Annotated in this window: 12 protein-coding genes; 10 read left to right on the forward strand and 2 right to left on the reverse strand. The window is 45.2% G+C overall.

The window, feature by feature from the left end; translation table 11 throughout:
- Positions 1 to 38: 38 nt before the first annotated feature.
- Positions 39 to 1,559, reverse strand: a complete 1,521-nt coding sequence (locus tag ACK1LH_RS07720; protein ID WP_029565462.1) for a phytoene desaturase family protein — start codon at positions 1,557 to 1,559, stop codon at positions 39 to 41.
- Positions 1,560 to 1,726: 167 nt separating this feature from the next.
- On the opposite strand from ACK1LH_RS07720, the gene ACK1LH_RS07725 reads away from it, so the two are divergent.
- The 4 genes from ACK1LH_RS07725 to ACK1LH_RS07740 all read left to right on the forward strand — a co-directional run bounded on the left by ACK1LH_RS07725 (position 1,727) and on the right by ACK1LH_RS07740 (position 5,382).
- Positions 1,727 to 2,812: a glycosyltransferase gene (locus tag ACK1LH_RS07725; protein ID WP_411334908.1), complete on the forward strand. Its 1,086-nt coding sequence runs from the start codon at positions 1,727 to 1,729 to the stop codon at positions 2,810 to 2,812.
- Positions 2,809 to 3,345, forward strand: coding sequence for a hypothetical protein (locus tag ACK1LH_RS07730; RefSeq protein WP_203290057.1), 537 nt, complete (start codon positions 2,809 to 2,811; stop codon positions 3,343 to 3,345). The genes ACK1LH_RS07725 and ACK1LH_RS07730 overlap by 4 nt, the downstream gene beginning before the upstream one ends.
- Before the next feature lie 36 nt (positions 3,346 to 3,381).
- Entirely contained in the window at positions 3,382 to 4,485 is a 1,104-nt protein-coding gene (locus ACK1LH_RS07735; protein ID WP_029281678.1) for a M24 family metallopeptidase, read from the forward strand.
- 81 nt (positions 4,486 to 4,566) lie between these two features.
- Complete coding sequence (locus tag ACK1LH_RS07740; protein WP_203290058.1) at positions 4,567 to 5,382, forward strand: thermonuclease family protein; 816 nt, start codon at positions 4,567 to 4,569, stop codon at positions 5,380 to 5,382.
- 34 nt (positions 5,383 to 5,416) lie between these two features.
- Here ACK1LH_RS07740 and ACK1LH_RS07745 read toward each other — a convergent pair whose 3' ends face one another.
- Positions 5,417 to 6,442: an EAL domain-containing protein gene (locus ACK1LH_RS07745; protein ID WP_029565467.1), complete on the reverse strand. Its 1,026-nt coding sequence runs from the start codon at positions 6,440 to 6,442 to the stop codon at positions 5,417 to 5,419.
- Positions 6,443 to 6,597: 155 nt separating this feature from the next.
- Here ACK1LH_RS07745 and ACK1LH_RS07750 point away from each other — a divergent pair, with 155 nt between their 5' ends.
- From ACK1LH_RS07750 to ACK1LH_RS07775, 6 genes are all read left to right on the forward strand, one after another.
- Complete coding sequence (locus ACK1LH_RS07750) at positions 6,598 to 8,310, forward strand: methyl-accepting chemotaxis protein (RefSeq protein WP_029281672.1); 1,713 nt, start codon at positions 6,598 to 6,600, stop codon at positions 8,308 to 8,310.
- A 182-nt stretch (positions 8,311 to 8,492) separates the two neighbouring features.
- Positions 8,493 to 9,725, forward strand: coding sequence for an ABC transporter substrate-binding protein (locus ACK1LH_RS07755; RefSeq protein ID WP_029565468.1), 1,233 nt, complete (start codon positions 8,493 to 8,495; stop codon positions 9,723 to 9,725).
- Positions 9,703 to 11,358, forward strand: coding sequence for an ABC transporter permease subunit (locus ACK1LH_RS07760; protein WP_081870120.1), 1,656 nt, complete (start codon positions 9,703 to 9,705; stop codon positions 11,356 to 11,358). The genes ACK1LH_RS07755 and ACK1LH_RS07760 overlap by 23 nt, the downstream gene beginning before the upstream one ends.
- A gap of 5 nt (positions 11,359 to 11,363) precedes the next feature.
- On the forward strand, positions 11,364 to 12,350 hold the full coding sequence (locus ACK1LH_RS07765; RefSeq protein WP_051827054.1) for an ABC transporter ATP-binding protein: 987 nt from the start codon (positions 11,364 to 11,366) through the stop codon (positions 12,348 to 12,350).
- Positions 12,347 to 13,000: a TVP38/TMEM64 family protein gene (locus ACK1LH_RS07770; RefSeq protein WP_029281666.1), complete on the forward strand. Its 654-nt coding sequence runs from the start codon at positions 12,347 to 12,349 to the stop codon at positions 12,998 to 13,000. Before ACK1LH_RS07765 ends, ACK1LH_RS07770 begins: the two co-directional genes overlap by 4 nt.
- Positions 13,001 to 13,009: 9 nt before the next feature.
- Positions 13,010 to 13,591 (forward strand): CDP-alcohol phosphatidyltransferase family protein, encoded by a 582-nt coding sequence (locus tag ACK1LH_RS07775; protein ID WP_029281664.1) that lies wholly within the window; start codon positions 13,010 to 13,012, stop codon positions 13,589 to 13,591.
- Positions 13,592 to 13,594: the final 3 nt, after the last annotated feature.

Below are 13,594 nucleotides of genomic sequence, written 5' to 3' on the forward strand. Positions count from 1 at the left end.
AAGAAGGATGAAGCTCAGTGCTTATCCTTCTTGCATGTTCAGGAAATTTCTTTGTCTTGATTGATTTGAGGCTTTTTGTCTTCATGTTCTGCTATTAAATCTGCGGTCAGCTGTCCGGATAGGGTGACCATCGGCACTCCGCCGCCCGGATGGGTGGATCCTCCGACAAAATACAGATTCTCAAGCAGCGTGCTTTTGCTCGGGATTTTAAATCCTCCATTTTTCTTCCGGTCTGTAGCAACTCCGTAAATCGAGCCGCCGTTCGCTCCGTATAAACTTTGAAGGTCGTTTGGTGTAAACGTATATTCAAATTCAATATGCTCTCTCAACCCGGTCATCCCCATGCGCTCAAGCTTATCAAGGATTTGTGCCCGGTACGTTTCTTTTCTGAATTCCCAGTTCTCACCCTCCTTAAGAGGAGGAACATGAGTAAGAACAAACAAGTTTTCTTTTCCGGAAGGTGCCTGAGTCGGATCGGATTTTGCCGAAATGCCGACATAAACCGTCGGGTCATCTGCAAGCTTGCCTTCATTAAAAATCTGATGAAATTCTTTTTCGGGATCTTCCGAGAAAAAGAAATTATGATGGGCAAGATTTTCGTATGTCCGGTCTACCCCAAGAAGCATGACCAGACCTGATACGGTAGGCTCATATTTTTGGAGATCTGACGCCTTCTGGCTGCTGCCGGCTTTGTCTTTAAGAAGCGTATTGTAGGCAGGAATGGCTTCCAGATTGGATACAACAATGTCTGCATGAAGGATTCTGCCATCTGCAAGCTCGACGCCGGCTGCTCTTGAGCCCTCAGTGACAATACGTTCTGCCTTTGTGTTCAGCAGAATGTCAGCACCTAGTTCATGAAGCAGTTTGTTCATGGCCAGTGCAATGTTGTACATGCCGCCTTCAACGTAGTAGACGCCAAGCCCGAGCTGCACATGAGTCAGCTGCGAAAGAACGGCAGGGGCATGGTAAGGTGAAGAGCCTATGTACATAATCAGAAAATTGAACAGCTGTCTGATTTTCTTGTTTTTAAAATGTTTGCGTGTGACGCCGTCCATTGATTTCAGCGGTTCCATCATCAGCAGTTCCTTCACGCTGTGAAGAGAGCGGAGATCATTCAGGCCGGATAGGCTTTTGCTGTAAAAGCTCTTCATGCTGTATTCATACATTTTACTGCAATACTGCAGGTAATCAAAGAATTCGTTTGCATCTTCTTCGGAAACTTTTTTGAGTTCCTCAAGCATAACAGGCAAATCGCTTGTTAAATCAATCGTTGTCCCGTCTTCATAGAATGTTCTCCAGCCCGGCTCAATCCTTTTAATGATCAGGTAATCTGATAGATTCCGCCCGGCGCTTTTAAATAATTTTTCAAGCACCCAGGGCATTGTCAAAATAGACGGTCCTGTATCAAAGGTATAGCCGAGTCCGCCGCGCATATTAAGCTTGCCGCCGACACGTTCTCCTTTCTCCACTACTGTGACATGATAGCCGTCTGAACGGAGCCTGATAGCCGCTGACAGCCCGCCAAGCCCGCCGCCGATAATGACTGCTTTCTTATTCATCGAAAACCCTCCTTATGAAATTCTTCTAATTTGACTAAACTAATGACCAGTCTTTACAGACATCCATTCTGCCCTGAAAAGCTTGTTTTAAACCAGTTTTGCAGGAGAATGGTGGGCTGTCCGCATGGAGGCGGGACGGATCATTCCATTAGGAAAGTGTGATGTGCATGTTTACAATTGCAGCCGGTATAGCTGCCGGCCTTTACCTTCTATACAGAATTCAGACTCTTGAAAAGCAAAACAGAGATAAAGATTCTCTCCGCAGGCTTTCTATTATTATTCCTGCAAGAAATGAAGAACAGAATATCGGCAGACTGCTGCATTCGCTGGAAGGCCAATATCCAGCCGAAATCCTTGTTGTCGATGATGGTTCAGAAGACAAAACGGCCAAGATTGCGGCTGCATGCGGAGCAGAAGTCATGCATGCGGAGGAACCTCCGGAAGGTTGGCTCGGAAAATCATGGGCATGCTTTTCGGGGGCAAAGAAAGCTAAAGGAGAGTGGCTCATGTTTCTTGATGCAGATACTTTCTTTGAGGAGTTTGGCGCGGAAAAAACGGCCGCTGCCTTTCTTGATCAGGGAGCTTCCGGAATTCTGTCCATTCATCCGTATCACAGCATACAAAAGCCATACGAATCACTTTCTGCTTTTTTCCACTTGGCAGCTTTTTCGGCAATGGGCGCTTTTCGTTTCCTTCAGAGAAAAGGTGTTTCATACGGTGCGTTTGGACAGTGCATGATCTGTACAAAACAAGATTATTTTAATTGGGGCGGCCACGGCCTCATAAAAAACAAAGTCGCAGAAAATATGGAACTTGCCGTCCTTGTAAGCCGGACTGGAGCACCTGTCCGCTGCATAAGCGGAAAAGGCGCTCTTTCAATGAGAATGTATCCGGACGGTCCCGCATCTCTTGTTGCCGGCTTTTCAAAAACATTTGCAAGCGGAGCGAAGGCGACGGATTGGAAGGTTCTGCTTCCATTTGTGCTCTGGATAGCCGGATGTTTATCCTTTTTGACTGAATTCCGGCTGGGTGAGTGGCGGGAGGTATATGCTCTTCTTTATGCTGCTGCTGTTCTGCATATTTGGATGACGGTAAGAAAGATTGGTTCTTTCGGCATCATCACGGCTCTTTTTTTTCCTTTTCATGCCGTTTTTTTCATGCTCGTTTTTTTAACATCTTTCTGGAGGACCTTCATCAGCAAGTCAGCATCATGGAAAGGGAGAAAAATTATTGTAAAGGAAGATGCTAAGTGATCTTGCTGACAGGTGCAGAGGCGGTGGCCTTGAACATAGCGGCATGGGTAGGCATCCACCTTTCAGTTTCTTTGCTGACAAGCAGGATGGACGGCCGCTCCATTTGCCGGTTTAACTGGATGTGGAATGAAAAGTCCGCTGAGGAAAGCGGCAGACTTTATGAACGGCTGATGATCAAAAGATGGAAAGACAGAATGCCTGAAGCTGGCGGTTTGTTTCCGGGCGGCATGTCAAAAAAACACCTGCATGCGGCAAAAGACATGGAACGTTTCGTCCTTGAGACAAAAAGGGGAGAGCTGTCCCACTGGATGCAGCTGTTTGCCTTTCTGCTGTTTATTATTTGGAACACTCCTGGTTCAGTTCTTATCAATGGACTGTATGCAGCCTGCTTCAATTTGCCGTTTATCATGATTCAGCGGTATAACAGGATTCGTCTGAACCGGGCATTATCTAAAAGAAAGATGAAAAAAAGTCATACTCCGGCGGAGGAAGTCAAACCGCCTTCTTTAAGTTCTGATGAAATTGGCGTATGATAGAGAAGAGATATGCAGATGAAGGAGAGAGTGCGGATGAAGAAAGAAAGACTCCAAAAACTCGGCGATTGGCTTAACGAGCAGAACACAGATGCTGCGTTCATATCGTCAACAGAAAATATTTTCTACTTGACAAATTTTTACACGGATCCTCATGAGCGATTAATGGGGCTGTTTGTATTTAAAGAGGCGGAACCGTTTTTTATTTGTCCCGGCATGGAAGTCTCCCAGGCGAGAGACGCAGGTTTTGAAGGTGAAATCATCGGATATGCCGATCATGAAGATCCATGGGAAAAAGTGAAAACGGCCATTCATAAAAGAGGCCGGCAAAATATGAAGCAGGCAGCCGTGGAAAAGGAACTTCTTCCTTTTTCAAGAGCAGAAGAAATTCAGAAGATTCTTCCGGATGCAGCCTTAGTATCAGCTGAAGAGATTATGAATGAGCTTCGTCTTGTAAAGGATGAAAAGGAGCTTGCCGTTCTGAAGCAGGCAGCAGAACTTGCCGACTACGGTGTTGAAATCGGTGTTCAGTCCTTAAAAGAAGGCGTTTCTGAAATGGACGTCCTTGCTAGAATTGAATATGAGCTAAAGCGGAAAGGAATACGCGAAATGTCCTTTTCAACGATGGTTCTGTTCGGGAAAAAATCAGGCCAGCCTCACGGAAACCCTGGGCTTGCAGCCTTAAAAGAAGGAGATTTTGTCCTGTTTGATATGGGCGTTGTTCTTGATGGGTACTGCTCGGATATAACACGGACACTAGCTTACAAATCTGTCAGCAGTGAACAAAGAAAGATCTATCAGACCGTTCTTGATGCCCAGCTGCAGGCACTTGATGCAAGCAGACCCGGCACAAGAATCGGAGATCTTGACCAGATTGCACGAGATGTCATTACAAATGCCGGCTACGGCGAGTATTTCCCTCACCGGCTTGGCCACGGGCTAGGCATCAGCGTTCATGAGTACCCGTCTATAAGCCATACAAATAACGGCGTGCTTAAAGAGGGAATGGTTTATACGATTGAACCGGGCATCTATGTTCCTGAAATTGGCGGCGTCCGTATAGAAGATGATGTATGCATTACAAAAGACGGCCATGAAACGCTGACAAAATTTCCAAAAGACCTGCAAATTATTCAGTAAGACTAACAAACCGCACTGCATGTGCGGTTTGTTTATGCCGTTTGAAGGAACGGCCTGATTTTACAAAAGGGGAAGAGCGACATGAAAAAATGGATTGCACTCATGCTCGGAGCCATGCTCTCGGCTGGCTGCTCAGATGAGGCGGCAGAGCAGCCCGAAACCGGACAGCCTGCTGTTATGCAGGATGAAAAAGAAGAAGTAACAGAAGATGCCGCTGCACCTGCAGTCCAGGAAGAAAAACCGCAGGATAAACAAGAAAGCAGTTCCGAATCATTTATTGAGGCTGAAGTTATCAAAGTAATTGACGGAGATACCGTAAAAGTAATGGCTGAAGGAAGAGAAGAAACGCTTCGCCTCCTGCTTGTTGACACACCCGAAACCGTCCATCCGAATAAACCGGTTCAGCCGTTTGGCCCTGAAGCCAGCCGCTTTGCCAAAGACACGCTCTCAGGAAAAAAAGTCGAGCTTGAACTCGACGTTGGCGAGAGAGACAAGTACGGACGGCTCCTTGTTTATCTTCACGTGGACGGGAAGATGTTTAATGAAATGCTGATAGAAAAAGGCCTTGCAAGAGTGGGATATGTGTATGCTCCGAACACAAAGCATGTAGACCGGTTTTATGAGCTGCAAAAGCAGGCTCAGCAAAGCGAGATCGGAATATGGAGCATTGAAAACTATGCAGCTGAAGACGAGGGGTTCAGGGATCTCCAGGAAAAAGAGGAAGCGCCTGCAGAAAGCAAGGATGAGTCATGCGCCATCAAGGGGAATATTTCTTCTTCAGGAGAGAAAATCTACCATCTTCCAGACGGCCAGTATTATGATGTGACGGAAGAAGAGGAACTGTTCTGTTCAGAAAAAGAAGCCGCTCAGGCAGGATACAGAGCGTCAAAAAGGTAAGCAGCGGGAGTTGATTCCGCTGCTTTTTATATTGCTAACCCGCTAAGATCATTGGAATAACCGGTTTTGCACTTGGCTTGCCTATAAGATAGCCCTGTATAAAATCGATCCCTTTCTCTCTGAGAAAAGCAAACTCTTCTTCTGTTTCAACACCTTCGCCAAGCACCTGAATGCCGAGCTTTTTGCCGATGGCTATGACATTTGACACGAAAGCCTGTTTTTCTGTGTCGCTGTGGCAGTTCGAGATATAATGCCTGTCAATTTTCACATAATCTGGCTGCAGTTCATGAAGCATATCAAGTGTGGCGTATCCGGCCCCTAAATCATCGAGAGCCACTTTCATTCCATTCTCCCTGTATACGTTAAGCACTTTTTTTAAATGAACGACATCCTCTATTTTTTCCGTTTCAACGACTTCAAAGACTAGATCCTGCGGAGAAACCCCGTATTTCTTTACGATATCAAAGGTATGCTTCAGACAATACTCCGGATTATAGATGGTGGAAGGCAGAAAGTTAATAAAGCTTTTAATGCCTGCAGGAATATGAGATGCCTTCGCTTTAATCGCCGCTTCTCTTGCCTTTTTATCCAGGACTGACTGCATGTTCGTTTCGACGGCTGTTTGAAAGAGCCGGTATGGGGAGATTTCCTGATCCATCGCACGCAGTAGTGATTCATAGCCGTAAAGCCTGCCGCTTTGTGCATGGATGATAGGCTGCAGATGGCTGACGAATGTTCCGTTTTGTATAAGATGGACAGTCTCCTCGTTCAAAATATGGGCACAGACTAACTGGAGATCATGAAAAGATGTTTTTTCTTCTTTCATGCCTGAATGAATGGCGGCAAGCCATGGTTTATCTGCAAAAAAAAGAGCTAACGGCAGGATTTTCTCTTTGAGTTCATGTTTAGTTGAATAGGCCAGGTGGAAGCTTCCGTCAGCTTTGAACGTAAAACCGGATGATTCCAGGAAGCTCATATAGGCTGAGTCTGTATTTTTTAGAGTTAAGAAACCAGCCGGGCTGATTGGAAATGACTGATAACAAAACGAACAAGCATGCATGAACAAATCCCCTTTATTTCATAATAAATCCATTATACCAAAATAATAGAATGATATGAATAATAAGGCCTATGAAAATAGACTTATTGGAAGGTTAAACATTTCCATTCTGCCTCCGATAGTAAATGTAGATAAAGAATAAAGGGGTTAAAAATATGAAAAAAGCGGTCATGTTCTGGAGAAATATCAAAATTGGCTGGAAGTTCAGCTTTTCTGTTATGATGTGCATTCTTCTCTTTGCGATCTCTATGATGGTAACGTTTGCACAGCTGAGCAGAGTGGACGGGCATATTTCAGAAATGGACAAATTGAGCACCAGCGCAAGCACAATCACTGAGATGGGTTCAATTTTCCGGTCGATGGATATTGCCATTGCTGATTACATCATTAATCCTACAGATGAAAACAAAGAAAACTATCTTGAAAAGAGAAAGAAATTGCTGGATGCAGGAGACAAAAGCAAAAAAGAATTCAATGATCCGGAAGAAACGGCCCTGTATTTAAAGATGATTCAAAATGACAAAATGTTAAATGATCTTTTTTACATAACGATCATGCCGGCGGTTGAACAAAACAATTCTCAAACGTTAAGTCAGGCGAGAGAGAGAGCCAATGTACTCAGAGATGAGACCATTACAGCCCTCTATGAGCTCAGGGACTTGAAAAACAAAGAAAGAACAGATGCAGCTGAAGATTCCCGCAGCAGCATGGAACAGATTGCTTTCACTTTGCTTTTAGCCTTAGTTGTCTCTATTGTTCTCTCGGCGGCGATTACGTTCGTCGTTCAAAGAATGATCATCAGGCATTTCAACCGGGTCATCCGCTTCTCACATGAGATATCAGCCGGGAATCTAGCTGCGCAGGACCTTGAATATGGTGGAAGGGATGAAATCGGTCAGCTGACCGCTTCCCAAAATGAGCTGAAATCAAAGATGAACAACATGGTCCGCCAAATTAAAAAAGCATCTGAAGAACTTCAAGTGCGAAGCAGAGAGTTAAACAAAGCTTCCGGCGAAGTCAACGAAGGAAGCCAGCATGTATCTGCAACAATGCAGGAGCTTGCTGCAGGTTCATCCGCGCAGTCCAATGCTTCATCAGACATCGCATCTCAAATGGATGACTTCTCAAGGCAGCTCGAAAAAGCGAATGAAGAAGGCGCCTTTATGAGAAAGTCATCAAATGAAGTCATGCATTTAGTTTCACAGGGATCTGTTCAGATGAACTCATCCTCTGCCAGAATGAATGACATCATGGGTGTGATGAATACATCTGCAGCAGAAGTCATGAATCTTGATGGAAAAACAAAAGAAATTGCTGCGCTTGTTACGGTCATTGAACAAATTGCCGAACAGACAAATCTTTTATCTCTCAATGCTGCGATTGAAGCTGCGAGAGTAGGAGAGCACGGGAAGGGATTTGCCGTTGTTGCGGATGAAGTAAGAAAACTAGCTGTAGGGGTATCGGCTTCTGTATCTGATATTACAAGGATTGTTGAAGACTTCAGAAACGTTTCCAAAAATGTAGCAGCCACTTTAAACAGCGGACAGCTCCGTGTGAAAGATTCTGCTTCATCTATTAAACAAACAGGTGAATCATTTGAGATGATCACAAAGTCGATCCGAAAGCTTGATGAAAAGATAGCCAATGTGGACGATTACTTGAAAACAATTGCAGGCGGTATGGTGCTGGTCAACAGGGCGGCAGAAGAAGTTGCTGCTGTGTCTGAAGAGTCAGCAGCTGGGATTGAAGAAGTTTCCGCTTCTGTGCACCAGTCTTCTGAAAACATAAGAGAAGTAGCAGCCTCCTCCGACCGTCTGAAAGATCTGTCTGATGAACTCTCAAAGCTTGTTGGAGAATTTCAAGTATAAGCACGAAACCTGATCATAATTGGTCAGGTTTATTTATATCCCAAAAAATGAAATAAGGAAAAAAATACCGTCATCCAATCAGGACATTTTTCCGTTATCTTTTCATGAAAGCATATTCCTGCTTGAATCCGCGTCAGGTTAATAGCATCATGAAGAGAGGATGACCCTTAAAGGAGGATAAAATGAAGCCATTTTTATTGTTTTTAGTTCTGTTAGTAGCGGCAGCCGGATGCTCCCAGTCGTCTGCTCAAAATGAAAACCGGGAGTCACTTGATCAATCATGGGAAGAGATTGAAAACAAAGCAGATGGAACGACAGTCAGAATGTTTATGTGGGGCGGTGACGAGGGAATTAACCAGTACATTGACGACTGGGCTGCACCGAGGCTTAAAGAACAATATGGACTGACCCTTGAACGGGTTCCGATGGACGCCCCTGAATTTCTTCAAAAGCTCCTGAACGAGAAAAAGGCGGGAGAAAACAAAGGTTCAACAGATATTATCTGGATCAACGGCGAAAACTTTAAAAACGCCAAAAACAGTGATCTTCTGTACGGGCCATTCACAGAAAAGCTTCCGAACTTCAAAAATCATATCAACGGGGATGCCCTTGATATTCAGTATGATTTCGGTGAAAAAACAGAAGGTCTTGAAGCGCCGTGGGGCAAGGTGCAGTTTGTTTTTCACTATGACGGGGCGAAGGTGAAGGATCCTCCGGCATCACTTGAAGAACTTAAGAAATGGGCAGAGGATAATCCCGGAAAGTTCACGTACCCCGATGCAAATGACTTCACGGGAAATGCATTTTTAAGGCATGTTTTCTATGAGTCGGGAGGAGGAGCAGACCTGTTTTTAAAAGAGGGTTTTGATGAAGAACTTGCTGCCTCATCAAGCTCTGATATGTGGACGTATCTGAATGATCTGAAACCATCTCTATGGAAAAAGGGAGCTACTTACCCGAATACGCTGACAGAGCTTGACAGACTGTACAGCAGCGGGGAAGTGTGGATGACAATGGGCTACAACGAAGCAAGAGCGGAAAGCTTAATCGAAAAAGGAATTTTCCCTGAAACGACAAAATCATTCGTGCTTGATTCCGGGTCACTCGGAAACACTCATTTTCTTGGCATTCCATTTAACACTCAAAACCCGGAAGGCGCTATGACGGCCATTAACTTCTTCATGTCTCCGGAAGCTCAGCTTGCGAAGTATGACAGCACATATTGGGGAGAGGGAATGGCTGTTGATCCAGAAACATTTAACGAGGAGCAAAAGAAGAAGTTTAATGACATCGAAAGGGGACAGTCAGTGCTCCCTCAGGATGTGCTCCAAAAAGCGCTTGTTCCTGAAGTGGACGCACAATATGTGAACTGGTTAAAGGAGAATTGGCTGAATGAAGTGGCAGGAAAGAAATAGGCTGAAGCCTGCCGTCCCCGCAGTCCTGTTTACCTTGTTGATGGTTTTTGCAGGACTGTGGCTTGCTGCGGCTGAGAGCTTAACGGCGCCTGATGGAGCGAAAAGCCTGTCAGCGTATCAAGATCTTTTTACTAATGAGTCTTTCAGGGACTCATTATTTTATAGTCTGAAAATCACCCTGCTGTCGACAGTCATCTCTATTTTGGCAGGGCTATTGATTATCAGGTCTGTCTATCCGCTTTTGAAAAATAGATATCTAAAGCTTGCTGCATGGATTCCAATGCTTTTCCCCCATTTTGTATGGGGGTATATGCTGTTTTTACTTTTATCACAGAACGGGTGGATTTCATCCATTTCAACAGAACTGGGACTGATCTCTTCAACAGGCGCTTTTCCTGATTTTATGAAAGATTCAGAAGGGACCGGCATTATTCTCACGTATGTTTGGAAAGAGATTCCGTTCGTTCTTCTCATCCTTCTTCCTGTCTATCTGCAGCTGAATACGGGACGCAAAGATGCTGTGTATACTCTCGGAGGCAATGAATGGGATGCTTTTAAACTGGTGGAATGGCCGGTGCTCATCCCGAGTCTAATTGAAATCTTTATCCTTTTGTTTTCCTTTATTTTTGCAGCCTACGAAGTGCCTGCTCTGCTTGGGACGACTTACCCGAAAATGGTTTCTGTTTTAACTTATGAGTGGTTTTATTCGGGCGACTGGAGCAGAAGACCGGCTGCATTTGCGGTTATGATTCTCTCGACTGCTGTCATTCTGGCAGCTCTGGCAGCTGTTTACCTTCTATTCAATAAGCAAAGAGAAAGAATAACCAGGTCCAGTACGGTGGAAAGCGTCCGACACGGCAGCGGGTCCCGTCCTGTGATGGCCGTTCTGCTGATACTGTTTACAGCCCCGGTGTTATTCGTTATAGCAAAAAGCATGACATCCGGATGGACGGGACTGTTTCCGGAAACTTTCTCAGTAAGAGGATACGCTTTATTGATGGATGAGCCAAAACTGGCAGAAGCTTTGTCTCAGTCCATCACGATAGCCGTCTGTGTGATTGTTTTGAACCTGCTGCTTGGCATACCGGCTGCCCAGGTTCTTGCCCACCATTCTTTTAAAGGGAAATCAGCAGCAGAAACGCTGCTGCTTACACCTGTCATTGTCCCGGTTCTGGCCATCGCAATGGGACTTCATACAGTGTTTATCCAGGCAGGCTTGGCCGGGTCGCTTTCAGGTGTCATCCTGATCCACCTTCTCCCGACTCTGCCCTACACCATCAAGGTAATGCGTTCAGGATTTGAGAGAGCGGGAGTTTTGACGGGCGAACAGGCTGCTCTGCTTGGAGCCGGCAGGTTGAAAGTGTTTTACACCATTTATTTTCCTCAGCTGATTCCGTCCATACGAAGCGTTATTTTTTTGGCATCCACCATCTCCCTGAGCCAGTATTTACTTACAGCTCTAATAGGAGGCGGAAATGTACTTACACTTGCAGGTCTGTATTTTCCTTACTTCAGCAGTGCAGATGACACGGTGATTGCGAGTTTCTCTCTGCTGTTTGCCATCCTTCCGATTGGGATTTGGCTGTTGTTTGAAGGGCTGCTTCGCTTAGTAACTCCATATCAGAAAAGGTGATCGGTTTGAATCAAGGAATAGAACTATGCGCGTTAACAAAAATGTATAAGCAAAAGCCTGTTTTTGACAGGATGGACTTGACCATACACAAAGGGGAAATTGTTTCACTGGTCGGTCCTTCGGGGACGGGAAAAACGACTTTACTGCGGTGCATTGCAGGACTTGAGACGCTGGATGAGGGTGAAATTAAGATTAACGGAGAGAATGTAACCTGGAGTAAACCCCAGAAACGTCCGGTCGTCATGATGTTTCAGCAGCCGCTGCTTTTTTCGCATATGACGGTATTTGAAAATGTTGAGTACGGGTTAAAGGCAGCTAAAAAGAAAAACCGGCGGGAACAGGTCGCTGCGATGCTTGAAAAAGTGGATATGTCAGCTTATTCAGATGCTTATCCAAACGAATTATCAGGCGGCCAGCAGCAAAGGATTTCTCTAGCGAGGGCACTTATCGTGAAACCTGAGCTGATCCTTTTGGATGAGCCGTTTTCAAGTCTTGATCCAGAGCTCAGGAAAAAAATGAGGATGTGGGTCAGAAGGCTGCTTAAGGAAGAGGGCATGTCTGCATTATTTGTTACACATGATATGGAAGAAGCCATGTACATGGGGGACAGGGCAGCCGTGCTTGCTGACGGAAGGGTTCATCAGGCAGATGTCCCGGAAACCGTCTATCTGCATCCTAAAACGGAAGCTGCCGCTTCGATCTTCAGTGAAGGGATGATGACCGGCATCGGCTCCTTTGTGCACATCAGCAACCTGAGACTTGCTGTCGATAAGAAGGAGCAGTATCCATACAGCTATGCTGCTGAAATTGAAGACATTTTCATGAAGCACGGCGTCACTTTCTATACGCTTAAACTGAAAGATGCAAATGATAGAATAACCATCCATTCAGATATATTGGCAGGCATCCAGGATTCAGTCTATGTTGAAGTCGTTCATCCGGAACTCATTCAGACGTTTGATCATTCCGAAAAAGAGGAAGATGCAGGATGAAAAAGAACAGTGTATGGAAATTGCTTGTCATTGCTGCGGGAGCGGGAGTGCTGCTGTGGATTAACAGCCGTTATCTGAATCTGCAGCCTAAGACGATCAAGGACTGGATGTTATCCTTCGGGGCAGCTGCACCGCTCCTTTATATCGTTTTATATTCCGTCAGGCCGTTAATTCTTTTTCCGGCGTCTGTCATGTCCCTTGCAGGCGGCCTTGCTTTCGGCCCCTATCTGGGGACACTGTATACTCTGGCCGGCGCAACAATTGGAGCCGTTGTGGCTTATTTGGCAGCCGGCACCTTCAAGCTTGACATGTTCAGGAAATCAGATAATCAAAGAATGCAGACACTGAAAAAGCAGCTTGAGCAGAACGGATTTTTCTATGTGCTTATCCTCAGGCTGATTCCGATTGTCCATTTTGATGCCATAAGCTATGCAGCCGGCATTTCAAAAGTGAGACTTCTTCCATTCGCGGCTGCAACTTTTATAGGGGTAATCCCGGGTACATTTGCCTTCACCTTTTTAGGATCAAGCTTTGCCGAAGGGAACGTGCTGCTGCTTGCTGCTGCAGGAGCTGTATTTCTTCTTTTGATGCTCTTGCCCCTTCTTTTCAGGGAAAAAGTAAAACAGCTGCTTACCAATGAATCGAAATGAGGAAAATGTATGCTTGATACACATGCAAGAAAATATGTTCAGCCCATCATCCATCATTCTGCAAAGCGTCTCCTGCGAGCGGGACTCACGGCGAATCAGGTGACGGTTCTGGCTTTTATCATCGGTTCGTCTTCCGGCTTTTTCGTTTATATCGGACAGCCTTTCTGGGCCTTGGCCGTACTGTGGCTATCCGGATATTTGGATGCCGTTGACGGAACGATGGCGAGGCTGACGAAACCTTCAGGATTTGGAACCGTTCTTGATATTACATTTGACAGGGTGGTTGAAATAAGCGTCATCGTAGGCCTTGCGTTTGCGTTTCCTGATGCGCGTCTTGCCCTTCTGCTGTTGTCGGTTTCTATTATCCTTTCAATGACAATCTTCCTTACAGTAGGGGCCGTCAGCGAAAAACAGGGAGTGAAAACCTTTTATTATCAGGCTGGACTGGCTGAGAGGACAGAAGGATTTATTTTGTTTTCTCTTATGATTCTTTTAACTGATCACCTTATTCTAATTACCTATTTATTCTTTGCAATTGAACTGTTTACAGCCATGCAGAGGCTGAGAGAAGCGAAAACCATTTTGAAATAGGGG

Source organism: Metabacillus indicus (genome assembly GCF_046603695.1).
GTDB classification, from domain to species: Bacteria; Bacillota; Bacilli; order Bacillales; family Bacillaceae; genus Bacillus_P; species Bacillus_P indicus.